Here is a 23,181-nt window from a genome sequence, read left to right on the forward strand (position 1 = left end):
CGAAGCGGATCGTCGACAAGGAGACGTCATGGACTGCGCTGAGATCTACACCGACGCCGACGGGCACTCGGCATTCAGGACCATTCGCGTGTTCGAAACCGTCGCCGTGCCGTTCAACGGCATTTCGGTGACGCTATCGCCGCCGCAGCCGTGCGAGAGCGTGCTGGTGCATGAGTTCGACGAAGGCTATTTTCTCGATCGTCATAATCCGCCGTCGCGCCAGTATGTCGTCGTCCTCGAAGGCGAGCTTGAAATCGCGGTGCAGGACGGGGACATCGCGCGGCGCTTCGCGGAAGGCTCGGTGTTCGTCGCAGGCGATCTGAAAGGCTCGGGGCATTCGACGCGCGCGGTTCGCTCGGGTCGCGCCCTCGTCATCAACCTGCAAGGATGAAACGATGCTGCTCGATAAAAAACTGGCGGTCGTGACCGGCGCAAGCTCGGGCATCGGGTTCGCCACCGCGCAACGGTTCGTGTCGGAGGGCGCCCGCGTCGTGATCAGCGGACGCAACCAAGAGAAGCTGCGTCAGGCCGCGCAAACGCTCGGCGAGAATGCGCTGTGCGTCGTGGCCGACGCCGCCAGTCCGGCCGACATGCAGCGTCTCTATAAAGCCGCAGTCGAGCATTTTCAGCGCGAGATCGACGTTCTGGTCGCCAACGCCGGCATTTCCCGGCAGACGCCCGTGCGCGAAACCTCGCTGGAACAATTCACCGATGTCTTGAACATCAACGTCGGCGGCGTGTATGCGACGGTGCGCGAAGCGCTGCCTTCGCTCGCGCGGCCGGCATCGATCGTTCTCGTGGCATCGCTCGCGGCCAATCAGGGCACGAAAAATTTCTCCGCATATTGCGCGTCGAAGGCGGCTGTCGTTTCTCTGGCCAAAAGCTTCGCCGCCGAATTCGTCGAGCTCGGCATACGCGTCAACAGTATTTCGCCGGGCGTCGCGAACACGCCGATCTTCGACAGCTTGGGCATGTCGGAGACGCAATTGCTGGAGTGGGCGAAAGTCATCCCGATGAAGCGCCCGGCCGACCCCGCCGAGATCGCATCGGCGATCCTTTTCCTTGCGACGGATGCATCGCAATACATGACCGGCGCCGATCTTGCCGTCGATGGCGGCATGTCGGGGATCAGTCCGTTTTGATCGCCGCCGACGCCAACGGCTCGCTCGGCGGCTCGATGCGCCGCACGCTGACGCTGACGTCCATCCCGGCGAAGTCCTCGGCGGCGCCGAACCACGATCCAGACACCGGCGCCGCCTGTTCGGGCTTGCGCGTGTACGCGACGCGGATCAGATCGGTGCCGCCGACGAGCGAGTTCGTCGGATCGTAGGGCACCCAGCCCGCGCCCGGCAAAAAGACGTGCAGCCACGCGTGCGTCGCGCCCGCGCCGACGACGAGCGGCTCGTCGCGGCTCTCGATCTGTCGCGCGCCCTGCTGCAGCCCCGTGTTGCGGACGGCCGGCGCAGCGGGCGTGTCGAGCGCCTGATCGTACAAATACCCGGACACGAAGCGCGCGGCCAGTCCGAGTCCGCGCACGACTTCCATCATCAGCAGCGCGAAATCGCGACAGGTGCCGCTGCGCCGATTCAGTGTCTCCGACGGACGCTGCGTGCCCATCGCGTCGCGCGACTGATACTGAAAGTCGCTGCGAATGGCGGCGTTGATGTTCCCCAGAATGTCGCGCGTGTGCGTGACGCCGCGCCGGGGCAGAAACTGCGCGACCCAGTCGCGCAGCATCGGCTGATCGTCGGGATACTGCGGCGGCAGGAAAGACGCCAGATCGAGCCGGTCCTCGTCGGCGTACTGAAACGGATAATTCTCGGCTTCGGGCGCGACCGGCAACTCCAGATTCCTGATGCCGAAATGCTCGATGACGAAACGCGCGCGCAGTTCGAGCGTGTCGGCGGGCACGCGCGGCTCGACGACCGCGACCGAATTGGAAAACACGTCGTGCATCCAGTACTGCGTGCTGTGCGGAGCGGCCGCGAGCGTCGCCGACAGCACGCGGATATCGTGCGCGGCGCGCGGCCGGAACATCACGCGATGCGGCGAGAATTCCACCGGCGTGTTGTAGCGATAGGTCGTGACGTGCTCGACTTCGAGAAAGACGGACATGTGCCACCTCCGGGCCAGCGCTGCACGATCGGGTCGACCCGACAATCATGCCACTGGCGCGCCGCCTTGAACATCAACGCGTCACGAGCACGAACGGAGCGACGCCGCCATACGCCGAACCGCTGCTGAACGATCGCAGGCCGAGATCGACGTCTCTGTATTTTCCGTCCGCGCGCTGCCTCAACTGATTGACGGACCAGACGCCGTCTTGCTCCAGAAGAATGGATTTCGTTTTCGGTTCGTATTGGAGATACGCCATCGACTTCGACGAACTCAGCGCGGTCGTCTTGCTTCTGCTCGTCACGTCGTAGAGGATGACCGAGCTCGGGCTGTTGGCATTGTCATCGGCGAAGAGAATTTGCTGATTGTTGATCGCCGCGATGAACTTCGGATTCTTCTCCGGCAGATCGGTCAGCACGCGCGTGAAGCCGCTCTCCAGGTCCATCTCCGTGAGATTGCCCTGTGCGTTCGGCGACGCGAATCCGACGAAATACGCTTTCTTCGCATCCGGCGTGACGGTGAACTCATCGCGCGGCGCCGCCGGCGCCGAACCGGCCGGATAGCCGCCCCTGATGAAGCCGCTCGCCGATTCGATGCGCAGCACCTCCAGCCTCGTTCCCCGCTCGTTCGCGAGCGCGAAGATGTGCTCGCTGTCATTGGCGGCCGTCGCGATCTTGATGACGCTGAATTCTTTCGGCAGCACGAGCATTCTGACGAGCGTTCCCGAATCCGTATCGACGACGTGGATGATATTTTTGTTCCACAGATAGACCTGATTTCCGGTCAACGCGGGCTGAAAACCATAGCCGGTGAACGTCGTCAACATCGGACCGATGGGCGTGACGCGCACGACCTTGTTGCTCGCGGTGTCGATGGTGGCGAGATCGACGGACGTCGAATTTCGCTCCATCAGCACGTGCAGCCGCTTGCCGTCGGCGCTTGCGAACATCTGATCGACGCGCTGATAGTCGCCGCCCAGCGAAAGATCGATCGACGCCTTCACAGCGCGCGAAGGAAACTCGTAGGCGGTAATCCGCGCCGGCGCCTGCGCACGCGTCAGCGTGTACACCGTCTGAGTGGAAGGCGGCGGCCCATAGTATTTCTGCACCATGTCGATGTCGGTGGCGCTCAGCTTGCCGTCACCGTTCCATTCGGGCTTGCAGTAATTCATGATCGAAGCGACATCCCACGCGCCGATCGTCGTGTCGCCGTTCGTGCCCTGCGCGGGCTCGTTGCAGGTCGAAGGCGTGTCGGGCCGGTTCTGCTCGTGCGCGAAGCCCAGCGCGTGACCGAATTCGTGCGCGGCGATGCGGCGTATGCAGTATTCTTCGCGTCCCTGGCAACTTTGACTCCAGTTCCTGAACGTGAAGTTGAGCGCCATTCCGCCGACCGCGTTGTTCAGCATCGCGCCGAGGCCGAAAGTATGCGGCCCGCTCTGCGCGCTGTCATCGACGCTGATTCGGATCCCGAAGTAATTGGGGTCATTCGTGCATTGCTGCCAGCCTGTGAAACGCACGCCCGAATGCTGTTCCCAGGTCTCCTGAACTGCGAGGCGGCTCCAGTTTCGTGCCGACGCGAAGCGCGCGAAATCCGCGTTGTTCATGTCCCAGCACACGCCGATGGGAACGCGGCTCCAGATGACGGTCGACAACGCGTAGCCCTTGGTCGTCGATTCGGTCTGTGAAGCCGGCTGTCCTGCGATGCTTTTCGTGCTCTGGCCTGAGACATCGGAGCCGGCGTCGCCGCCGCATGCACTGATCAATACTCCTGATGAAATAGCCAGGACCATCCCTCGTATCCTTCTCATTTTGTTCTCCATGTATAGAGACCACGTCAACGCATGGCGGAAGGAAATCTGTTCTCAGCGTGTCGCGCCGCTGAAATACTTATTAGGATTGTTTCCGAGAGATTCTGCCTTTCAGCAGCAGTACGTCAATAATTAATTTTCCTTATTGCCGGATAGGGAACCCTTACTGGATCAGGAGTCCAGCCGATTCCAAGTTCGCCGCGACGCCAGGCCCGTGCGGCTCAGCGTCCTTTCCACGGCACGAGCCGCTGCTCCAGCGCGCGCATGCCGAAGTCGAAAATCCACGCGATCGCGCCGATCAGCACGATGCCCATCACCACCACGTCGGTGCGCAGAAAGCTCGACGCGTTGAGCACCATCTGGCCCAGGCCGGCGGTCGCGGCGACCATTTCGGCGGCGACGAGCGTGGTCCAGCCGAAGCCCACGGCGATGCGCAGGCCCGTCAGTATTTCGGGCAGCGCGGCGGGCAGCACGACGAACCGCACGACTTGCCCGAAGTTCGCGCCGAGCGACCACGCGGCGTTCACCTGCTCGGCAGTCGCGCTCCTGACGCCGGCGCGCGCGGCCATCGCGATCGGCGCGAAGCAGGCGAGCCAGATGACGACGATCTTCGCGGTTTCATCGATACCAAAGTAGATGACGACGAGCGGTAGATACGCGAGCGGCGGCAGCGGCCGATAGAACTCGAGCGGCGGATCGAGCACGCCGCGCGCGATGCGGCTCACGCCCATCAGAATTCCGACCGGCACCGCCGTGACAACCGCGAGCGCGAACGCGCCGAACACGCGGATCACGCTCCACAAGAGATGCTCCGAGAGCGGCAATCCGCCCTGAAGCCGTCCGTGCAACGCGTCGATGAACGCCTGCCAGACCGCCTCGGGCGAAGGCAGAAAGAGCGGCGGCAGCCAGTGGAAATGCGTGGCCGCCCACCACAATGCCGCGAGCGTCGCGACGCACAGCGCGCTGGGCAGCGCGGTCGGCCCCGCGCCCGGCATCCCGCGATAGCGCGCGCGATGCTTCGTGCGGGTGACGCGTCGCGTGGCTGGCGATGCGCTTGGGGCGTTCGGCAGCGGGACATCGCGAGCGGGCCGGTTCACGCCGCCTCCGTCTCGGTGCGATGCAGGCGGCGCGTCAGCCGCTCCCGCCATTCGATGAACGCGGGCGACGATTTGACGGCGCGCGCATCGCGGCTGCGAACGTAGTCCCGCGAGAAGGGCAGTTCGTGCACCTCTTCGATGCGGCCCGGACCTGGCGTCATCAGCACGAGGCGCGTCGCCAGAAAGAGTGCCTCTTCCACGCTGTGCGTGATGAAGAACACCGTCTTTCCGGTGCGCGCCCAAACGTCGAGCACGAGTTCCTGCACGGTTTCGCGCGTGAGGGCGTCGAGCGCGCCCATCGGTTCGTCCATCAGCAATACTTCGGGATCGCTCGCGAGCGCGCGCGCAATTCCGACGCGCTGCTGCATCCCGCCCGACAGCGCGTAGACCTTCGCGTGTTCATGTTGCGCGAGGCCGACGAGCGCGAGCGTGCGACGCGCGATCTCGCGGCGCTCGTCGCGCTTCACGCCGCGAAAACGCAAGCCAAGCGCGACGTTGTCGATGACGTTCAGCCACGGCATCAGCGCATGCTTCTGGAACACGACGCCACGCTCGGCGCCGGGCCCGTCGATCGGTTCGCCATTCAATGACGCTTCGCCTTCGGTCGGCTCCAGGAAACCCGCGAGACAATTCAGCAGCGTGGTCTTGCCGCATCCCGATGCACCCAGCGCCACGACGAACTCGCCGCTGCCGATCTGCAAGTCGACGCCTTGCAACGCGGGCGTGCTCGCGCCTTCATACGTGACGCCGAGGTTGCGGATGGAAAGCGATGTCATTTCGCGGCCTGCTGCACGAAGCGCGGATCGACGCCCGTGGAGTAATCCGCGAGCACGTTCTGAATCGTGCCCTGCTGTTTGAGGAACTGAGCGGTTGCCGCGAGCGACTTTGCCGCCCCGGATTGCGCTCCGCCGCCGAGCCAGGTCGGCGACGCCTGCTCGCCCGCGCTCGGGAAGGCGTAGAGCGCGAGACTCGCGGGCACGTCGGCGGGATTCGCGCCGGATTCCTGCGCGACGGCCTGCACCTGTTTCGACGCGGCGGTCCAGTCGGCTTTGTGATCGCGGTATTGCGCGTCGGTATCGGCGAGCACTTTGACGAAACCGTTCAGGAACGCCGAATTGTCCTGCGCGAACTTGCGCGACGCGACGAAGCCGTCGAAGGTCGCCTTGCCCGATTCCTTCGCCACTTCGCCCGACGTGATCAGCACTTTGCCGTTCTGCTTGGCTTTGGCGAGCACCGGGTCCCAGATATACGTCGCGTCGATATTGCCGCGTTCCCACGCCGCCGCGACCTCCGGCGGACGCAGATTGACGATCTTCACCGTCGACGGATCGACGCCTGCCTGTTGCAAGGCGACGAGCGCATGAAAATGCGACGTCGACACATACGGCACGCCGAGCGTCTTGCCTTTCAGATCCGCGAGCTTGCTTACGCCCGAGCCGTTGCGCGCGACGAGCGCCTCGGCGTCGTTGATGTTGTCGAGAATCCAGAACAGCGAAAGGTCGACGCCTTGCGACAAGCCCGCCGCGATCGGGCTGGAGCCGGCTTCGCCCAACTGAATGGAGCCCGATGCGAGCGCGCGAATGACATCCGCGCCGCTGCCGAGCTTGCGATACGTGACCTTGTATCCGGTGGCTTTCTCGACGGCGCCGCTCGCCTGCGCATAACGCCAGGGCACGACCATGTCCTGATAGCCGATGACCACTTCGCGCGTTTCGGCGTTTGCGTGAACGGGCGCCATAGCAGCGAGAACGATGGATGCGATGCCGGCGATCAGCGCGCGGCGATGGATCGAAGGTTTCATGGAACGGACGAAATGATGTGGTGAAGCCTTCGACTATAGGCACTTTGCGTGCCGCGGCTACGAAGCAATCGTGCGTAGTAAATGACGCGGCGCGTGCTTCGCATATTCGCCATGCGCCGTCATAGGGTTATCGGAAGAACTGCGCTCAGGAAGACAGTTTCCCGAGTCTTCAAATGCCAAATGGATAATTCCTTATCGATAGAAATTGGATCGCCGCGGGCGGGCCCGGCGTTAGCATGAGCATCCTCTCCAACCTGTCCTTCGGTTCATTCAAGCGATGTCCAATCTTCCCCGCTTCGGCGTCTGGGCGCTCGTGCATGGCAGTCGCGCGGCGTTGCAGGATCCCGCCGAGCCCTACGATGCCTCGTGGGCGCGCAACAAGGCGCTCGTGCTAGAGGCCGAGCGCCTCGGTTACGACTCCGTGCTCGTCGCCCAGCACACGATCAATCCGCACGATCCTTCGCTCGATCAGCTCGAAGCGTGGACGGCATCGGCGGCATTGGCTGCCCTTACGTCGCGCATCGAGATCATCGCGGCTATCAAGCCTTATCTCTATCATCCGGTCGTGCTCGCGAAGATGGCGCAGCAGATCGAGCACATCAGCGGCGGACGCTTCGCGATCAACCTCGTCAATGCGTGGAATCGTCCGGAACTGGAGCGCGCGGGCATCGGCTTCGCGGAGCATGACGAGCGCTATGCGTACGGACGCGAGTGGATCTCGGTCGTCGATGCGTTGCTGCGCGGAGAAGCCGTGAAGCATCGCGGCGACAACTTCCGGATCGACGACTATCAGTTACGGCCCGCCGATCCGTTTCGCGCGCGTCCGCGCATCTATGTCGGCGGCGAGTCGGAGCCGGCGCGCTCGCTCGTCGCGGCGCATGGCGATGTGTGGTTCATCAACGGCCAGCCGCACGACGACGTTGCGGCCCTGATCGCCGATGTCTCCGCCCGCGCGCGCCCGGCGGGGCACGAGCCTTTGCGCTTCGGCCTGTCGGCGTTCGTGATCGCGCGCGAGACGCAGGACGAAGCGCAGGCTCATCTCGAACATCTGTTCGCGCTGGCGGAACTCGACAAGCCGCTGCGCGAACGGCAAAAGGCCAATACCGATCCGAACGCGGTGATGCACCAGACCTTCGCGCGATCGGCGCGCGTCGGGTCGAACGGCGGCACGGCCGCGGACCTCGTCGGCGATTACGACACGGTCGCGCGGCGCATCGTCGACTTTCATCGCGCGGGCATCGAACTCTTCATGCTGCAATTCCAGCCCTTCGAGGCCGACATGGCCCGCTTCGCGCACGAAGTCGTGCCGCGCGTGCGACGTCTGCTCGACTAAGAAAGCGCGCCGTCCCGTCCGCTTTCGACAAGGGACGGCGCGCGCGATCAGAAGAACGCGCCCGTGGGCGGCAATTGCCCGGTCAGCAGGTTCTGTCCGAGAAAGCGTTCCTTGTAGACGCGCGGATTGTGCGACGCGATCACCTTGATGTTGCGCCAGTGCCGGTCCAGCGCGCCGACGCGCGACACCACGGAGCCCGAGCCGAGATCGATCAGCCAACTTGCGATCTGCGGGGCGAGATCGTCGATCACGACCTTGGCTTCCGATGCCGCGAGCGTGGCCGCGAGCGTCGCCTCGTATTCGTCGCGTGTGCCGTGTCGATCCCATGCGCGCTGCAATGCGCCGGCCGCGCGATCCGCGATCGCTTCGACGCTCGCCGCATACGCGCGGATACGGCCGAGCAGCGATTGCAGCACGGGTTCATCGACGGGATGCGCGGCTTCACCGTGATAGAAGTTGCGTCCGCGCGTGCGCAGCACGTCGACGGCGTCCAGCGCCACGCGCCGCACGATGCCCGCGATGCAGTTGGTGAGATAAACCTGATGAAACGTGAAGCCCCATGGCGCGGCTTCATCGGACTTCGGCGGATCGGGCGGATAAAGCTGCGCGGCTGGAACCGTCACATCGCGAAACCGCGCCGTTCCCGAACCTGTGAGGCGCTGGCCGAAGCCTTGCCAGTCATCGTCGTCGTCGACGCCCGCGCCGCGTTCCAGCACGTACTGCACGGTGCGGCCCGCGCGGCTTTCCACGGCGAGGCCGGTGAACGCGTCGTTATACAGATTACCCGTCGCGTAGATCTTGTCGCCGGAGCCGACGTACACGTCGCGCGACGCATCCCATTCGAGCCGACTGAGGACTTTGGTCGGGCGCGCGCCGGCGGCGACCACGTCGCTGTCGACGAAGCTCAGGCCGATGGTCTTCTTCTGCGCGGTCAGCTCCAGCACGCGCGTATGGAACGGTTGCTCGCGTCTCCGGAGCGCGGCTTCCACTTGCCACAGATGATTGCGAAACGCGTGGGCGATGTTCGAATCCGCCGCGGCGAGATCGCGTGCGACGATGAAAAGCCCGTTCAGCGAAACGCCGCTTCCGCCTGCATCGACGGGAAGACGCAGCGCGCCGAAGCCGAGCGCCTTGAGCTTTGCAATCTCTTCGTGCGGCAGCCGGTGCCCGCGTTCGCGCTCGGCGGCAGTCGCGGCGATGTCACCGATGATCTCCGAAAAGCCGAGCGCGGCGGACAGCGGGGAGACGAGCGTCGGTCCGGCGCTCGTCGGATAGTTGACGTCAGACATTCGTGCGCTCCTCGATTCACACCTTGATGCTGTAATCCGCGACCTTGATGCGCGAGTTGATGATCTTGCGCTCGGCCAGCCAGTCGGCGGCGCGCTGAAATTGCGCGATGAAAGCGGCATCGTCGGGCTCGTGAAACTGATTGACGCGCTTGAGGCTTGCGAGATAGTCGCGCACCTGATCCGGATATTTGCCCTCGCGCTGCACGAGCAATTCGGCTTCGGCGGAATGCGCCGACTGCCACGCGCCTTCCACGTAATACGCATCGATCACCGCGCGGATCAGTTCGGAATTCTCCTCGGTGAACTTGCGGCGCGTGACGAGCGAGCTGTAATCGATCAGAAAATCCAGATCGCGGCCTTCGTTGAAGATGTCTTTCGCGTCGTTCGAGAAGCGCGAGATGTCGACGCCGGGCGACCACATCGACCAAGCGTCGACTTTGCCTTGCGCGAAGGCGGGCGCCGCGTCGGGCGGATTCAGATAGACGAACTGGACCTTGTCGCGATCGACGCGATGCTTCTCCAGCGCGGCGATCAACAGGAATTCGCCAAGCCCCGACCGGTTGACGGCGACCTTGCGGCCCGCGAGATCGGCGACGGATTCGATGCCGCTCGACTTCTTCGCGATGATGGCCGTCGAGCGCGGCGAATAGATGTCGAACGCGGTGAAGACGATCGGCGAGCCGGCGAGCATCGCGGCGAGTGCGGGAGTCGTCGATCCCCAGAATCCGAAGTCGGCGCTGCCGCCGACCACGGCCTGTATCGAAGGCGCATGGTTCGGGAAAGGGCCGACCCATTCGACCTTGATGCCTTTCGCGGCGAGCGTCTTCTCGAACACGCCGCGCTGTTTCGCGATGTCGGGCAGGCTGCCGTAACCCCAGCCGATGCGGACCGTATCGGTGTTGCGCGTCAGCTTGCGCGGCTCGGCCGCGCGTGCCGGGAACAATCCGCCGGTCGCGGCGCCGGCCAGGAGGCCTCCCGCCGCGCGCAGCAACCGGCGGCGGCTCAGCGATGAGTCGTTCATGCTCGTCCTTCTTGTCTTATGGAAAAGTGATCAGTGAGACCGGACGCCGAGTTCCGCGAGCAGGGCGGGGCGCAGTGCCTGCGGCGCGTGTTCGCCGGGTTCGAATGACGCCGCGATGCGTCCGGCGCGCATGACGAGAATCCTGTCGGCGAGCGTGAGCGCTTCGTCGACGTCATGCGTGACGATCAGCACGCCTGGCCGATGCAGCGCGACGAGTTCCTTGACGAGACCGTGCATGCGGATGCGCGTGAGCGCATCGAGCGCGGCGAACGGCTCGTCGAGCAGCAGCAGCGCGGGATCGTGGATGAGCGCCCGCGCCAGCGCCACGCGCTGCGCCTGACCGCCAGACAGATTGCGCGGCCAGTCGTCCTCGCGGCCGGCGAGTCCGACTTCGGCCAGCGCGCGCGCCGCGCCCGTCCGGCCGATCGTATTCTCGTAGCCGAGCGCGACGTTCTGCCATAACGTCGACCAGGGCAGCAGGCGATGCTCCTGAAACACGACGGACGGACGTTCCGGCGCGCGGATCGACCCGGCGTCGGGGGAATCGAGCCCCGCGAGCGCGCGTAGCAGCGTTGTCTTGCCGCATCCGCTTTCGCCGAGCAGCGCGACGAATTCGCCTTTGCGAATATCGAGGTCCAGTGCATCGATGACGACGCGGCTGCCATAGCGTCTTTGCAGTCCGCGCACGGACACCGCCAGCGCCGGCGAACCGACGCGCGCGTCGCGGCGCGTAACGATGGCCGTCATGTGCGCGCCCCTTTCGCGTAGTTCGCGTGCCACGAGAGATAGCGGGCTTCGAGCAGGCGCACGAGCGCATCCGCGACGACGCCGATGATCGCGTAGATGATGATGGTGAGCAGAATGACGTTGGTGTTCAGGAATTCGCGGGCGTCCATCGCGAGGAACCCGATGCCTTTCGTCGTGGCCAGCGTCTCGGCGATGACGAGCGCGAGCCACGCGTGGGCGAGCGCGTAACGCACGCCGGTGAGGATCGACGGCATCGCGCCGGGAAGGATGATTCGTCGCACGATCGCCGTTCGGTTCAGGCCGATCACGCGGGCGAGTTCCATCAGTTTCGAATCGATCTGGCGAATGCCGAGCATCGTGTTGATGTAGATCGGGAAGAGCACCGCGAGCGCGACCAGAAAGATCTTGGCGACTTCGCCGACGCCGAACCAGACGATGACGAGCGGCAGCATCGCCAGGAAAGGAATGGCGCGCACCATCTGGATCGAGCGGTCGAGGAGCGCTTGCGCGAGCGGCGAGAATCCGACGGCGATGCCGAGCGCGAGCCCGATCGTTCCGCCGATGACGAAGCCTCCCGCGGCGCGCAGCAGCGACACGCCCAGGTGCACGAAGAGTTCGCCGTTTTGCGCCATGTGGACGGCCGTTTCGAAGACGCTGCTCGGTGCCGGGAGGACCTGCGGCGCGATCAGTCCGAGGCGCGCCGCGATTTCCCATAGCAGCACCACGATTGCGGGGATGGTCCAGGAGAGCCATCGGTAGAGCACGTCTTTGGAAATCAGCGCGCGAGACGCGTGTCCCGAGCGATAGGTGTCGCGCGTGGATGTCAGGTCAGCCATCTTGTCGGCTCGTCGTGAATTCGAGCCTGTAATTAGAAAGCTTCGGAATGCACGCAACAAACGTTTTATTGTGCTTTGCTTTTCACGCTTCACCGCGTTAGGGCATACGCATTGCTTACTACGAGAGACGCGCTTGCAAACCTCTTTCGCTTATGCCCGCCGCATGAATCAATATGACCTCGTCAGCGCCATTCAATGTCTGCAACAAGAGCTCGACACGTCGCTTTTTTGAGCGACAAACAGTGCGCGGTTCGGATTTACACGCTGATTAAACAGATCGAAGCCGCCTCGATAATGGACGATCGCCTGAAACACGATCTGATGATGGTCGAATCTCTTCTGGTATTGAAACGGCGGCAGCAAGCACTCGATCGGCTCACGAGCGCGGTGGTAGCCACGTATCTGCGCGCATGATCGGAATTGTCTAGTGGTCCGTGGCAGGGGGAGGCGTCTAAGCGGCGATGCGCGCCCAGACGATCCCTCTCGCGCCGGAAAGCACGCGCTTGCATACGCGTTCGAACTCGCCCGCGCCCTCGTGCATGCTCACGAGGCCCGCCGCGCCCGCGCGCTGCGTCTCGGCAAGCGTGTGAGCGTGGGTTGCGTCGGTGAAAACGACGACCGGCGTATCCGGACACGCCAGGCGCATCTCCCGCAAAAACGCGAAGTCGTCGGCGGGTGAGCCTTCCATGCCGCAGCTCAGCACGATTACGTCATAGCTCGTCGTCTTCAGCCTCGCGAGCAATCTATCGACGTTCCTGACGCACGCCGACACCCGAAACCGGTCACTCGACTCGAACCAGCTTTGCAGCCTATGTAAAACGACCGCGATCGTCGGCAAAGGTCGATCTGTGGCGTTGCCCTTCGTCGTGCAAGTAACCGGCGCCGCAAGCGTCGCGCTCGCTGCGCCGCGTCCACAATCCGCTCGACTATCTGGAGACAGCCCGATGAGCCTGTAACTCTACGCACATCCGTTTTACTCTTACTGTCAGAAAGTTTTGGTGGCGTTCTCCTCTCGACGTGCTTGACCTGTTTGCGTTGCATTTGCCGGAGCTGTCAACGCGGATGGCAGCCCCGGCGGTGGCCCGCTATCTGCAAGGTTGAACGTTGGCAGAGCGCTCGGGCAGTGAAATCCGGTGAGCACGTCGCTCGTGAGCGGATTTGCGACGCTCCCCGCGCTGGAGATATCGAGCGCGGCCTTACGGCCGTCGAAGTCGATCACCGCGCGCGTGCGGCCGAGCGTGGCGGTCTGCACGATCTGCCCGCGGCGCATCAGACGCATAAGGGCCCAAGGGCCGTCTGCGGCAATCGTCGATGTGTCCGCGCCGACCCGCGGGTTTGCCGTCAGTTCTACATGCACGCCGCCGCGCGGCCCCGGCCAGGAGAACTTCAGCGGCGTCACCGGACCGTGTTGATATTGTGTGCTTTGCCCGTCGATGTCGATGAGCAGGCCCAATATCGTCGGATCCAGTTCCGGGACGCGCAATTCGGCCTTCCACGCAAGCTGCTTGCCCTGATCGCCGAAAAAGACCTGACGGATGGCCTGTGCCTGCTGGAACGGTTCAAGGCTCGGTCCCTGCACCGGCTCGGTTGAACCCGGCAAGGTTCTGTAGCGCCATGGCTGGGAAGATGTGTCGACGAAGGGAGCGAGGTTCTTCGTGAAGAAATCGTCGATCAGGCCGCCTTGCGCAAATACGCGCGTGAAATCCTCGATGCTGATGTCGCGTTTGCTATCGGGCGCAAATGGATAGTTGCCTTCCACAGCGAGGCGGCATGCATCGCCGACCACCGCTTGCGTCTGACGCGACAGCAATTGACCGACACCGCCATTCACGTCGCGCGAGCCTTGGGCAGCAAGCTTCAACAAGACCTCGCGAAACGGCGCGGGCATCGTCGCCGCGGCCATCTTCAGCTTGGCCGAGGCATCGCTCGGCGGCGGAAGGCCGTTATTGACTAGCGCATTGTCGGCGATCGTGAGCGCCGTATAAGTCTCGCTGAGCAGGGTCGCCACGTTATCGAGGCCGACCTTGCCGGCGGATGCAGCGGCCGTTTGTCCTTCCTGCGCCGCTTGCGTGTTGCCCGTGACGATTTCACGCAGCGGAGAAAAGCGGTTATCGACCAGTTCGCGTTCGACGCGTTCTTGCGCGCGAATACCGAGCAACTTTGCTTTCTCGTCGAGCTTGCTCGCCGCCTTGTCGATGAGCGTACCGCTGGTGCCAGTGATCTTTTGTGTCAGCGTGGTTTCGCGTGCCGCTGCGCGGGCGAGACGCGCCAGCGGCGAATCGGGAGCCGCGAACGCGCGCAGGACCTGCAGATTGAACGCAAGGGTCGACCCCGTGATCGGCCGGATATCGGCAAGGAAGGCGTCCCACTGCAGCGCGTACTCGGTCAGATATAGCCGCCGGATGGCGTCGGTCAAAGCGTCGTCCACGTCTGCGGCGGCACGCGCGATCTCAAGCGTTTTTTTTTGAGCTGTTTCGAGTCCGCCATCCGGCCAGCTCGAAAGATAGGCGCGGCCCATGACCCATGCGTCGTCATCGCGCGCTGCGCGTACGAATTCCGTCAGACGCTTATCGAACACGTTGCGATAACCGTCGAAGGTAAAAAGCCCGGGCACGCCGCGCGAGAGCGGATCACCGCTTGCGCGGGTGAACACTGTTCCGGCTTGCGGGCCGACCGCGCGCAAGAGCGTGAAATCGTCGGGCGCGTCCTGCCGCATCGCGGCTTTCGCGCGCTCGTAAAGCCGCTGGGTGCCGTTGCTCGTATCGAGAAACGCGCGCGCGCGCTCGATAAGCGCATCGTTGCGAATGAGCGGCGACTGAACGATGCGCTCGCCCGAGAAGAGTTGCTCCACATGGCCAAGCATCGACGCACGTCCGCCGAAAATCGATGCGCTATCGGTGCGCGACCAGTCGTCGAACACCCAGGTCTTGATCTCCTCAGCGTTGTATTTCGAGCGATCGTGCAGCATCAGGTAGACGCGTAGCGCCGCATACGTCGTGTGTGCATCCTTGCCGTCGATGGCCTCGGTGATGACCGCCTCCATACGACGCACGATCTGGGGGAGCAGGAGATTGTCCTGAAGTGCGCGGTAGGTTTGCTCGCTCGCGTTGACGACACTGGGCGCGGCATAAAGACCATAGCGGAATCCGGTGTCCGGATCGCCCAGATCGAGGCCGGTCCAGGCGGGCAGATAGCGAGCTTCGGTCAGCGTGTCGGGAATGAGCGCTGGTTTGGGCTCGCGATAAAGTTGCGTGACCTTGGCCGTGAGCGCCTGCGCTTTTCGCGCGATGACTTGCAGATAATCACCGTTGTTGCCGAAACTCACCCGCAGTGCAAGGGCCAGCCACACGAAGAGCGACACTACAACGGCGTGCCCCAGCAAACGCAGCGCCCGTGAGCGATATTCCCAGCGCAGATTCGGCCGCACCAGATGCGATTCGGGGAGAATCACCTTCGAAAAGACATCGCGCAAGAAGTGGCTGTGAGTGCTCGTTGACGTGGCGCTGCGGATTGGCGGCGGCAAATCGAATCCGGCGGCGAGACGCTGCATGATGGTCAACCGCTCGGGCTCCGCAGGAACTCCGCCCTGAGCCGCACTTGTGAAGTACACGCCGCGCAACATCGTGTGATGCTGAGTGTTGTCGTAGCGAGAGTCGAGGAACGTTTGCGCGAGCAGGCCCGAGAGCGGCGCAATGAGCGCAGAAAACGCTTCGGGCAAAGCGGCCAACTGACGGCGGCACTTCATGTCGTACTCGTCTTCGAGGCGCGTGTTGACACCTGCGGTCAGGCGCCCCGCCAATGCCGTGAGTTCATCCGCATAGCGCATTTCGAACGACGCATCTTCGAACGGCAGAGTGAAGCCCCAGATTTGGGCGCGGGTTTCCTCGGTTAGCGAGGAGAAATATTCGCCGAAACCCGGCAATCGATCCATTTGCGTGACGATGAAATACACGGGAAAGCGAATACCGAGCGTTGCGCGCAGATCCGTGAGACGTGCGCGCAATGCCTGGGCTTCGACTTCGCGCAGGGATGCATCAGGATGGGTGATCAGATCGAGCTTGACGGTCAGCAATGCGCCATTGATCGGCGTGCGCGGACGGCAACGGCGCAGCAAGCGCAAGAAGCCAAACCATTCGTCGGTGTCGGCCTGACGGCGATAACCGGTCTGGTCGAATTCGGCCGAGCGCTTCTCTGACGATGGTTGCACGCCAGACAGTCTTTGGCTGAAAGTGTCGTCGAAGTCATGCGTCGGCGCTGTGGGGGGTGGCAGCGAATACCCGGAGCTGCCCGGATGCACGAAGTGCCCGGCAGTATCGATGAAGACTGCATCGTTGGTCAGCCACCAGTCCACCAATGCGTCCGACGACGAACGCTTCAAACTTGCGGGCAACCGTGCATTTCCTGTGAGCACCGCAAGCCCCGAGTTGCAAACCACGCGTGTTTTGCCTGATTCGGCCGAACCCAGTGCGATGAACCAAGGCAACTGATAGAGATGGCGTGTTCCCTGGAAGAGCCGCGCGACGCCTCGTGCGCCTGTATGCATCGTCTTGAGCCGATCGAGCGCGACATTCATGCGGGCCTCGATTTCCCGCAGTCGTGGGCTGGCCGCTGACGGGCCTTTGTCGCGATCGACCGCAAGCGTCATGCGCAAGAAGTCCGGGTCGCGGCGCATCCGTTGCCAGAGCCGATAGAGGACCGACATCACGAAAAGCGCGATCACGACTGCAATCGCGATTACGCGCGCTTCGATCGGCGCGAACGGTGTCGTCTCGCCGAAGCTCAAGAGCGGTGCGGCATACCAGATGAGCAGGCAAAGCAGCGCAACGAAGACGGCGCCCATCGACCAGCGTTTGATCCAGAGCACGACGGCGCAAAACAGCAACGCAACGATCAGGACGCGCAGTGCGATGCTTTCGAGCGGCTTCAATCCGCCGAATGCGATGTACGGTCCAAGAAACCAGACGCCGAGCGCGAGCAATACCAGTACAAGCGATGCCAGGAACCCGCGCGAACTCAGAAACGATAGCAACTTCTTCATCTTTCAGTATCCGTTGTGATGCGGCGAGGGCGCGCTATGGCGTCACGTTGATGGAGACGCGCCGGTTCAGCGCTCGGCCTTGAGCGGTGGCGTTGTCGCCGACAGGATCGGCGGCGCCTCGGCCGACGGCCTCCAGACGGTTCGCCGGTATGCCCGATGCCTGCAACATCTGCATGACCTGCGTGGCGCGCTCGAGCGAGAGCGCATCGTTGGAAGTAAACTGGCGGCTCGTTACCGGCACGCTATCGGTATAGCCCGTTACGGTGACCTTGCCCGGCACCTTGACCACTTCGCGTGCGATCTTCGCGATCAACGGGGCCATCGAGCTATGCACCGTGATGCCGCCCGGAGCGAACATCGCGTCGCCGCGGAACGTCACGCCGCTGTGACTCGCGTCTTCATCTACGCTGACCGTGCCCGCGGTAATTTCTTCTTTCAGCAGTTCGCGCAGACGAGGCAGACGTGGCGCGGGCGGCGGCGTCATCTTCCCGATATCGACGATCAGCTTTTCGACCGACGCGCCATCGGAGAGCAATTGATATTTGAACCAGCCGAAGAGCCCGAGCAGAACGACGCCCAACAGCGTGAAGCTGATCCAGACAGGAAAGTCATACACCGATACGCGCTTCATCCAGGCGATGCTCGGGCACGCGTCATTGGCGACGACGCAGATTTACACGATGGTGTCGGTGGAGAAGCTCAAGCACATTCATGCGGTGACGCATCCGGCGCGCGCCGATGGCGTGATGCGTGAGCCGGAATACGACGAGGATGAGCAAACGGGCGCAGTTGCTTCTCTGTTAGCTGCCATCGAGGCGGAAGCGGATGAGGACGGGCAGCCAGAAAGTGAATGACGAAGAACAAGCGTCGTCGACGCGGCTGTGATGAACGATGCGCGACAAAATCCAGAAGAACGCTAAAAGCAGAGCAGTCCAGAGGAACGAAGAACCGGGTGTTGCGGCTCGCGTCATCGTGTGTGATGTGTAGTAAGGAAGTGCGGCCCTTGCGGGCCGGTAGCGCACGAAGGGCCGGGGGTAAATGCGTTGCGCGCATTTAACATAACGCAACGGCATATTATCGAATTCCGGCGCGCGGCCCAGCGCGGCGAGGAACGGCTCGCCACGGGTCCGCGCGCCGGAATTCGATAATAAGCGCTATGTCTTGCGCCCCCGGCCCAAGGGTGTGCTTCGCAAGGTGAGTCCAGTGGCCGCGCCGCGGCCATGAATGAGAAGAACGAGAAAGACATGGCCAGTTGCGCTGCGCGCAAAAGAGTGAACGGCCCCGCCCGCCCGGTGCGTCTGCTGCGCTCGGGCTTCAGCCCTGCGGGCTTACGCGCCGTGCTCGCAGCCGCGCCTCCCGTCCGCCCCCAAGGGGCTCCCCAATGTGCGCCGCTGCGCGGCGAAATCAACAGCAACGAAAAGGCGCGGTTTGGCATGCGGTGCAAGCCGAAAACCCGTCTTGCACCGCATGTCCGAGCGTGGAGAACCGCTGGCCGTCAAGGCCAAGCCCTGGCGGGCGCTGCGCGGCCTTGACGGGTTTGGCGTGGCTGGACTGCATGTGCTCGGGGTTCCGCCGCGTCTGCCGTCTTCCTTCGGTCGTCGGCCTGCGGCCGCCGTCAGCCACGGCGGCTTGATGAGGCACAGGAATCGGATGAATCGTGTGGATCGTCTGGTTGATGGGCAGCTAAACTCGCGTCTGGGAAAAATTCCCCTGATCAGCGGGATTGAATGGCTGAAAGCCTTGCAGGCTAAGGGAGAGCGGCCCGCGCGGGAGGAGCGCATGTCAGGGTAAAAAGTTTATCAATATGCGCCTAACCCGGTTAGCTGGATTGATCCGCTGGGGTTGACTGAGACTTTCCCGCTTGGCAGCAATCAAATTCCACGACCTGGTTTGCCAGCTTATGATGGAAAAACAAGCGGCGTATTTTATTACCTAGATGGAGATGGCGGTATGCAGTCTAAGGTCTTCACGTCAGGCGGTGTAACTGAGTTTCCCAACTACGCTAATGCGGGTCATGTTGAAGGGCAATCTGCTTTGTTTATGAGATCAAATGGAGTGGGCGAAGGGGTGGTTTTCCATAATAATCCGGAAGGAACTTGTGGATTTTGTGTCAGCATGACCGAGACTTTGTTGCCTGAAAATGCAAAATTAACTGTTGTGCCACCCGAGGGTGCTGTGCCAGTGAAGCGCGGTGCCACAGGAGACGTGAGAGTTTTTACGGGAAATAAGAATTCTCCAAAATCACCATCCAGCGGAGGAGCTTGTTAAATGTATGCTACTGACTTTGATGGTGAGGTTTTAATTAGTGATGAAGAAGCGCTAGATAAATTTATTGCAAAAAGGCCGGCATTCAATGCGAATAGTTTTTCATTTACCTTTGCGGAAGAAGGGTTTCCGCAATTAAATATTTTTGTTAGGGATGAGCGTTGTGTGATTTATTATATGGCAGTAGATGGAAATTACGTATCTAAAGGAATGGGAGAAGGCGTGGAGAAATTCTACGATAATAAGTTGGGCGAAGAAGTTCCGTTATCGGGGAATTGTGTTGTGAATGACGAGATGTTGGCGGCAGCGTCAAGGGCGTTTTTTAAAACGCGGGTTCGGCCGAACTGCGTAGAGTGGGAAGTTCTCTAATTTATAGAGCCAAGGGCCGCGAATTAAGCGGCCCTTGGTTTATTCGGCAGTAATGGTCAGCCGCCCGTGCTCAACGTTGATTCTCACGCGCTGTCCTGACTCATGTCCGCTCTCACGGATCACGCCCACCGACTGCAAGCGCGACCGGATCGCTTCGCCTGCCTCGCGGTTCTTCTCCGGCAACCGAAGCCCCAGCGTGCGATTCGCAAAGCCCAGCTTGAAGTGCTCCACCGCGCCCGCAATCCCGCGCTTCTCCAGGTACGCCAGCGCCTCGGATTCGGCCATGGTGATGAATTGCACCTTATTAGATTAAACGATGGCCGCATTATTGGGTACTCGGCGGAATTTGATAGCTGCACCACTAATATAGCTGATGCATGCTCCATCGAAAATGCCAGTCATGCAAAATGGTTTGGCTGGAATGACGAATGGGAATGGCGACCGGCGACCTTGGAAGAAATCAAGAGCTTGGGTTTGGAAAGATATTTGATAGGTTTCAAAAAGGACATGAAACTGAGCACGCCGATCGAGCCGTTATAGGAACGATCGGCCGCTGACGCGGCCCTTCGCTTATTCTGCGGTGGTCGTCAGCCGCCCATGCACAACGTTGGTCCGCACCCGCTGTCCCGCCTGAAATCCGGCATGTTCAATCCATCTCCCGGCGAGCTTGCGCCACCGATAAAGGGGCGGCTCGGTACGCAGATGTGAGGGCGTGGTCCAGTTCTCTGGAAGCGCTGGGTCTGCTGAATGGGTCACGAATCCTTTCGTGCCGTATCGGCATGCGTTAAGACTATCAGCCATGTTCAACTCCTAGTCCAAGTTGGTGAAAGTCAGTGCGCCGTTTGGATCGCCGCTGATGCGGCTCGCGCTCTTTTCCGCTTTGCTGTCTCACCATAAGCCACTACGCGCATAAGCCGATCCATCAAAGACCCGGTCGATAAGAAAGAGCGGCGCTCCCGCACGAATCCGAATTCTCTAGTGTCCGCATCGGGCGGACGCGTCTAAAGTGTGGCTTTCACTGCGCTCAACGAGCAAGAACGCTGCGCGCAATGGCGCAAGTCGTCAGCCATGCAAAAGAAACCGAGGACAGCGCCGCGCTCGTCAAGCCGCTCATGGAACTGATCCGCATGCACGTCGACGAAATCGAGCCGCTATTCAAGTCGCTCGATCAGCGCGCATACGAAAAGGGATTCGAAGACGGGCGAGACGTCGGATTCCCGAAGAGCAAGAATCCGCTCGAAATCGCCAAAGTACCGGCGGATAACGTCGCCGCAGTCAGACCCGCACGGTCAACTGCGTGACGCTCATGCTTTCGCCGCAATAGTCGGGCGCGGCATCGGAAGAAACGGCGGCGTCGCGATAAGCGGCGATGCGCGCCGAGACGATCCCTGTCGCGCCGGAAAGCACGCGCTCGCATACGCGTTCGAACTCGCCCGCGCCCTCGCGCATGCTCACGAGGCCCGCCGCGCCTGCGCGCTGCGTCTCGGCGAGCGCGTGGGCGTTGGTTCCGTCGGTGAAAACGACGACCGGCGTATCCGGACACGCCGCGCGCATCTCCCGTAAAAACGCGAAGTCGTCAGCCGGCGAGCCTTCCATGCCGCAACTCAGCACGATTACGTCGTAGCTCGTCGTCTTCAGCCTCGCGAGCAATTTATCGGCGTTCCTGACGCACGCCGACACCCGAAACCGGTCACTCGACTCGAACCAGCTTTGCAGCCCATATAAAACGACGGGGCGATCGTCGGCAAAGACGATCTCGATTTTGCTTTTGCGCTTCATTCTTTTAGACCGGCCTCGACGGACAATGCACACGATGTCCGTTGGAATTTCTTCGAGCGCGCACGTTAGCAAATCGGCAGCGTTCACGCTGCGACGCACAACAAAATTTCTCGATTCATGGTCGATCCGTAGCGCTGCCGTTCGTCGTGGAAGTAGCCGGCGCTGCAAATGTCGCGATCGCTGCGCCGCGTCCGCAATCCGCTCGACTATCTGGAGACAGCCCGATGAGCCTGCAACTCTATGCACATCCGTTTTCGTCTTACTGTCAGAAAGTTCTGGTGGCACTGTATGAGAACGGGACGCCGTTCGAATGGCGCGCGCTGACACCCGAAACGCCGCATTCGATGGCCGAACTCGCCGAAATCTGGCCGATGAAGCGCTTTCCTGTGCTCGTCGACGACGGCAGCCCGGTGATCGAATCGACGGTCATCATCGAATATCTCGGGCTGTATCACGCCGGCCCGGTGCGCCTCGTTCCCGACGATCCGCGCGCCGCGCTCGAAACGCGCTGGATGGATCGTTTCTTCGACAACTACGTGTCCACGCCGCAGCAGAAGATCGTTTTCGACGCGATGCGCGATCCGCACGAGCGCGACGCGCGCGGCGTCGCCGATGCCCGCGCGATGCTCGACACGTCGTACGCGTTTCTCGATCGCAAGATGTCCGCGCGCGAATGGGCGGCGGGCGACGCGTTCAGCCTCGCGGATTGCGGCGCCGCGCCGTTCCTGTTCTATGCGGACTGGTGTCATCGCATCGCGGAGCGGTATTCGAACGTGATCGCGTATCGCAAGCGGCTGCTCGCGCGGCCGTCGTTCGCGCGCGCCGTCGACGAAGCGCGGCCTTACCGGTCGCTGTTTCCGCTCGGCGCGCCGGACCGCGACTGAATCGCCCATTCTGAAAGGAGATCGGATATGAGCACGACCACGAACTACATTCCCGCCGATGAACTCGCGCAGCGCGCGACGATGAGATTTCCCAACGAAAGCGCCGAATATCGCCGGGCGCGCACCGCGTTGCTGGCCGAGGAAATCGACTTGCGCCGGCATATCGAGCGCGTCGCGCAGATGCGTCGCGCGTTGCCGCCCGGCGGCGAAGTGACGGGCGATTATCGATTCGACGGCGAGCGTGGCGCGGTTGATTTCGCCGGGCTCTTCGGCGACAAGGACACGCTCGTCACGTATAGCTACATGTTCGGGCCGCAGCGCGAGCGGCCGTGTCCGATGTGCACGTCGCTCTTGTCGGCGTGGGACGGCGAGGCGCGCGATATCGAGCAGCGCGTGGCGCTCGCGGTGATCGCGCGTTCGCCGCTCGCGAAACTCGTCGCGTTCAAGAAGGAGCGCGGCTGGCGCGACCTGCGGCTTTTCTCCGATACGAACGGCAATTTCAGCCGCGACTATCACGCGATATCGAAGGAAGGCGGCGACGATCCCGCGCTCAACGTCTTCACGCGGCGTGACGGCGTGATCCGTCATTTCTGGAGCGGCGAGATGGATTTTTCGACCGCCGATCCGAACGAGGATCCGCGCGGCGCGCCCGATCTGATGCCGCTCTGGACCGTGCTCGACATGACGCCCGAGGGACGCGGGACGAACTGGTATCCGAAGCTGGATTACGGGCCGCGTGACTGAGCCGGTCGCTGCCGGAGGAAATCGACGAGGACGGATACAATGCCGCGGCGCGCTTT

At 62.4% G+C, this 23,181-nt stretch carries 24 protein-coding genes and 1 pseudogene; 10 read left to right on the forward strand and 15 right to left on the reverse strand.

Translation table 11 applies throughout. The annotated features are described in order from the left end of the window. The first annotated feature begins 28 nt into the window (after positions 1-28). A complete protein-coding gene (locus NCS00_RS24885; protein WP_250441252.1) occupies positions 29-391 on the forward strand; it encodes a cupin domain-containing protein in 363 nt (120 codons plus the stop codon). A gap of 4 nt (positions 392-395) precedes the next feature. Continuing rightward, positions 396-1,142 (forward strand): SDR family NAD(P)-dependent oxidoreductase, encoded by a 747-nt coding sequence (locus tag NCS00_RS24890; protein ID WP_250441253.1) that lies wholly within the window; start codon positions 396-398, stop codon positions 1,140-1,142. Here NCS00_RS24890 and NCS00_RS24895 read toward each other — a convergent pair. The 5 genes from NCS00_RS24895 to tauA form a co-directional block, all read right to left on the reverse strand. Continuing rightward, a complete protein-coding gene (locus NCS00_RS24895; protein WP_008349015.1) occupies positions 1,129-2,115 on the reverse strand; it encodes a transglutaminase family protein in 987 nt (328 codons plus the stop codon). The two genes, NCS00_RS24890 and NCS00_RS24895, sit on opposite strands and share 14 nt — an antisense overlap. Before the next feature lie 73 nt (positions 2,116-2,188). Continuing rightward, positions 2,189-3,877, reverse strand: a complete 1,689-nt coding sequence (locus tag NCS00_RS24900; protein WP_250441254.1) for an ATPase — start codon at positions 3,875-3,877, stop codon at positions 2,189-2,191. 266 nt (positions 3,878-4,143) lie between these two features. After that, positions 4,144-5,019 (reverse strand): ABC transporter permease subunit, encoded by an 876-nt coding sequence (locus NCS00_RS24905; RefSeq protein WP_502801598.1) that lies wholly within the window; start codon positions 5,017-5,019, stop codon positions 4,144-4,146. Beyond that, positions 5,016-5,795: a taurine ABC transporter ATP-binding protein gene (locus NCS00_RS24910; protein ID WP_008349010.1), complete on the reverse strand. Its 780-nt coding sequence runs from the start codon at positions 5,793-5,795 to the stop codon at positions 5,016-5,018. The genes NCS00_RS24905 and NCS00_RS24910 overlap by 4 nt, the downstream gene beginning before the upstream one ends. Further along, entirely contained in the window at positions 5,792-6,757 is a 966-nt protein-coding gene (gene tauA / locus NCS00_RS24915) for a taurine ABC transporter substrate-binding protein (protein ID WP_372492545.1), read from the reverse strand. Before tauA ends, NCS00_RS24910 begins: the two co-directional genes overlap by 4 nt. A 340-nt stretch (positions 6,758-7,097) precedes the next feature. On the opposite strand from tauA, the gene NCS00_RS24920 reads away from it, so the two are divergent. Next, positions 7,098-8,153 (forward strand): LLM class flavin-dependent oxidoreductase, encoded by a 1,056-nt coding sequence (locus tag NCS00_RS24920; RefSeq protein WP_008349006.1) that lies wholly within the window; start codon positions 7,098-7,100, stop codon positions 8,151-8,153. A gap of 47 nt (positions 8,154-8,200) precedes the next feature. Here the strand turns inward: NCS00_RS24920 and NCS00_RS24925 are convergent, their stop codons facing one another. Genes NCS00_RS24925 through NCS00_RS24940 form a run of 4 tightly spaced genes read right to left on the reverse strand, consistent with a single transcriptional unit; the run spans position 8,201 to position 12,046 of the window. Then, complete coding sequence (locus tag NCS00_RS24925) at positions 8,201-9,442, reverse strand: acyl-CoA dehydrogenase family protein (protein WP_250441255.1); 1,242 nt, start codon at positions 9,440-9,442, stop codon at positions 8,201-8,203. Between the two features lie 16 nt (positions 9,443-9,458). Further along, positions 9,459-10,463, reverse strand: coding sequence for an NrtA/SsuA/CpmA family ABC transporter substrate-binding protein (locus tag NCS00_RS24930; RefSeq protein ID WP_033536495.1), 1,005 nt, complete (start codon positions 10,461-10,463; stop codon positions 9,459-9,461). A gap of 30 nt (positions 10,464-10,493) precedes the next feature. Next, on the reverse strand, positions 10,494-11,210 hold the full coding sequence (locus NCS00_RS24935; RefSeq protein ID WP_008349001.1) for an ABC transporter ATP-binding protein: 717 nt from the start codon (positions 11,208-11,210) through the stop codon (positions 10,494-10,496). After that, on the reverse strand, positions 11,207-12,046 hold the full coding sequence (locus NCS00_RS24940; RefSeq protein WP_175982622.1) for an ABC transporter permease subunit: 840 nt from the start codon (positions 12,044-12,046) through the stop codon (positions 11,207-11,209). Before NCS00_RS24940 ends, NCS00_RS24935 begins: the two co-directional genes overlap by 4 nt. A gap of 228 nt (positions 12,047-12,274) precedes the next feature. Here NCS00_RS24940 and NCS00_RS24945 point away from each other — a divergent pair, with 228 nt between their 5' ends. Continuing rightward, positions 12,275-12,460, forward strand: a complete 186-nt coding sequence (locus NCS00_RS24945; protein WP_250441256.1) for a hypothetical protein — start codon at positions 12,275-12,277, stop codon at positions 12,458-12,460. 37 nt (positions 12,461-12,497) lie between these two features. On the opposite strand, the gene NCS00_RS24950 is transcribed toward NCS00_RS24945, so the two are convergent. The 3 genes and pseudogenes from NCS00_RS24950 to tssL all read right to left on the reverse strand — a co-directional run. Continuing rightward, complete coding sequence (locus tag NCS00_RS24950) at positions 12,498-12,884, reverse strand: response regulator (protein WP_284508176.1); 387 nt, start codon at positions 12,882-12,884, stop codon at positions 12,498-12,500. Positions 12,885-13,031: 147 nt separating this feature from the next. After that, positions 13,032-17,084, reverse strand: coding sequence for a type VI secretion system membrane subunit TssM (tssM, locus tag NCS00_RS24955; RefSeq protein WP_250441257.1), 4,053 nt, complete (start codon positions 17,082-17,084; stop codon positions 13,032-13,034). A gap of 34 nt (positions 17,085-17,118) precedes the next feature. Next, positions 17,119-17,712: pseudogene (tssL, locus tag NCS00_RS24960) on the reverse strand (type VI secretion system protein TssL, long form); the annotation flags it as partial. On the opposite strand from tssL, the gene NCS00_RS24965 reads away from it, so the two are divergent. From NCS00_RS24965 to NCS00_RS24975, 3 genes are all read left to right on the forward strand, one after another. After that, complete coding sequence (locus NCS00_RS24965) at positions 17,669-17,938, forward strand: site-specific integrase (RefSeq protein ID WP_250441258.1); 270 nt, start codon at positions 17,669-17,671, stop codon at positions 17,936-17,938. The pseudogene tssL and the gene NCS00_RS24965 sit on opposite strands and share 44 nt — an antisense overlap. Positions 17,939-18,926: 988 nt before the next feature. Continuing rightward, positions 18,927-19,352, forward strand: coding sequence for a DddA-like double-stranded DNA deaminase toxin (locus tag NCS00_RS24970; RefSeq protein ID WP_250441259.1), 426 nt, complete (start codon positions 18,927-18,929; stop codon positions 19,350-19,352). Continuing rightward, the gene (locus tag NCS00_RS24975; RefSeq protein ID WP_250441260.1) at positions 19,353-19,718 is read left to right on the forward strand and encodes a hypothetical protein; all 366 of its coding nucleotides are present in this window, start codon (positions 19,353-19,355) and stop codon (positions 19,716-19,718) included. It abuts the gene before it with no gap. A 39-nt stretch (positions 19,719-19,757) separates the two neighbouring features. On the opposite strand, the gene NCS00_RS24980 is transcribed toward NCS00_RS24975, so the two are convergent. Further along, complete coding sequence (locus tag NCS00_RS24980; protein WP_250441261.1) at positions 19,758-20,003, reverse strand: SymE family type I addiction module toxin; 246 nt, start codon at positions 20,001-20,003, stop codon at positions 19,758-19,760. A 285-nt stretch (positions 20,004-20,288) separates the two neighbouring features. Then, positions 20,289-20,519, reverse strand: a complete 231-nt coding sequence (locus NCS00_RS33555; RefSeq protein ID WP_350029732.1) for a SymE family type I addiction module toxin — start codon at positions 20,517-20,519, stop codon at positions 20,289-20,291. A 248-nt stretch (positions 20,520-20,767) separates the two neighbouring features. On the opposite strand from NCS00_RS33555, the gene NCS00_RS24985 reads away from it, so the two are divergent. After that, positions 20,768-21,019, forward strand: a complete 252-nt coding sequence (locus NCS00_RS24985) for a hypothetical protein (RefSeq protein WP_250441262.1) — start codon at positions 20,768-20,770, stop codon at positions 21,017-21,019. Here NCS00_RS24985 and NCS00_RS24990 read toward each other — a convergent pair. After that, positions 20,994-21,497 (reverse strand): response regulator, encoded by a 504-nt coding sequence (locus NCS00_RS24990; RefSeq protein WP_250436869.1) that lies wholly within the window; start codon positions 21,495-21,497, stop codon positions 20,994-20,996. The two genes, NCS00_RS24985 and NCS00_RS24990, sit on opposite strands and share 26 nt — an antisense overlap. 224 nt (positions 21,498-21,721) lie before the next feature. Between NCS00_RS24990 and NCS00_RS24995 the strand changes: the two genes are divergently transcribed. Together NCS00_RS24995 and NCS00_RS25000 are read left to right on the forward strand one after the other, a co-directional pair. Beyond that, positions 21,722-22,381 carry a glutathione S-transferase family protein gene (locus tag NCS00_RS24995; RefSeq protein ID WP_008348990.1) on the forward strand — a complete coding sequence of 220 codons (660 nt, stop codon included), beginning with the start codon at positions 21,722-21,724 and terminating at the stop codon, positions 22,379-22,381. Positions 22,382-22,408: 27 nt separating this feature from the next. Continuing rightward, on the forward strand, positions 22,409-23,125 hold the full coding sequence (locus tag NCS00_RS25000) for a DUF899 family protein (protein WP_250436868.1): 717 nt from the start codon (positions 22,409-22,411) through the stop codon (positions 23,123-23,125). Positions 23,126-23,181 lie beyond the last annotated feature (56 nt).

The organism is Caballeronia sp. AZ1_KS37, from assembly GCF_023631165.1.
Classification (GTDB): domain Bacteria; phylum Pseudomonadota; class Gammaproteobacteria; order Burkholderiales; family Burkholderiaceae; genus Caballeronia; species Caballeronia zhejiangensis.

What these genes read in the sequence shown, in the direction of transcription:
- NCS00_RS24885 (WP_250441252.1), top strand. Translation starts at nt 29, where the DNA reads ATGGACTGCGCTGAGATCTACACCGACGCCGACGGGCACTCGGCATTC.
- NCS00_RS24890 (WP_250441253.1), top strand. Translation starts at nt 396, where the DNA reads ATGCTGCTCGATAAAAAACTGGCGGTCGTGACCGGCGCAAGCTCGGGC.
- NCS00_RS24895 (WP_008349015.1), bottom strand. Translation starts at nt 2,115, where the DNA reads ATGTCCGTCTTTCTCGAAGTCGAGCACGTCACGACCTATCGCTACAAC.
- NCS00_RS24910 (WP_008349010.1), bottom strand. Translation starts at nt 5,795, where the DNA reads ATGACATCGCTTTCCATCCGCAACCTCGGCGTCACGTATGAAGGCGCG.
- tauA (WP_372492545.1), bottom strand. Translation starts at nt 6,757, where the DNA reads ATGGCGCCCGTTCACGCAAACGCCGAAACGCGCGAAGTGGTCATCGGC.
- NCS00_RS24920 (WP_008349006.1), top strand. Translation starts at nt 7,098, where the DNA reads ATGTCCAATCTTCCCCGCTTCGGCGTCTGGGCGCTCGTGCATGGCAGT.
- NCS00_RS24925 (WP_250441255.1), bottom strand. Translation starts at nt 9,442, where the DNA reads ATGTCTGACGTCAACTATCCGACGAGCGCCGGACCGACGCTCGTCTCC.
- NCS00_RS24930 (WP_033536495.1), bottom strand. Translation starts at nt 10,463, where the DNA reads ATGAACGACTCATCGCTGAGCCGCCGCCGGTTGCTGCGCGCGGCGGGA.
- NCS00_RS24935 (WP_008349001.1), bottom strand. Translation starts at nt 11,210, where the DNA reads ATGACGGCCATCGTTACGCGCCGCGACGCGCGCGTCGGTTCGCCGGCG.
- NCS00_RS24940 (WP_175982622.1), bottom strand. Translation starts at nt 12,046, where the DNA reads ATGGCTGACCTGACATCCACGCGCGACACCTATCGCTCGGGACACGCG.
- tssM (WP_250441257.1), bottom strand. Translation starts at nt 17,084, where the DNA reads ATGAAGAAGTTGCTATCGTTTCTGAGTTCGCGCGGGTTCCTGGCATCG.
- NCS00_RS24975 (WP_250441260.1), top strand. Translation starts at nt 19,353, where the DNA reads ATGTATGCTACTGACTTTGATGGTGAGGTTTTAATTAGTGATGAAGAA.
- NCS00_RS24980 (WP_250441261.1), bottom strand. Translation starts at nt 20,003, where the DNA reads ATGGCCGAATCCGAGGCGCTGGCGTACCTGGAGAAGCGCGGGATTGCG.
- NCS00_RS33555 (WP_350029732.1), bottom strand. Translation starts at nt 20,519, where the DNA reads ATGGCTGATAGTCTTAACGCATGCCGATACGGCACGAAAGGATTCGTG.
- NCS00_RS24985 (WP_250441262.1), top strand. Translation starts at nt 20,768, where the DNA reads ATGGCGCAAGTCGTCAGCCATGCAAAAGAAACCGAGGACAGCGCCGCG.
- NCS00_RS24990 (WP_250436869.1), bottom strand. Translation starts at nt 21,497, where the DNA reads ATGAAGCGCAAAAGCAAAATCGAGATCGTCTTTGCCGACGATCGCCCC.
- NCS00_RS24995 (WP_008348990.1), top strand. Translation starts at nt 21,722, where the DNA reads ATGAGCCTGCAACTCTATGCACATCCGTTTTCGTCTTACTGTCAGAAA.
- NCS00_RS25000 (WP_250436868.1), top strand. Translation starts at nt 22,409, where the DNA reads ATGAGCACGACCACGAACTACATTCCCGCCGATGAACTCGCGCAGCGC.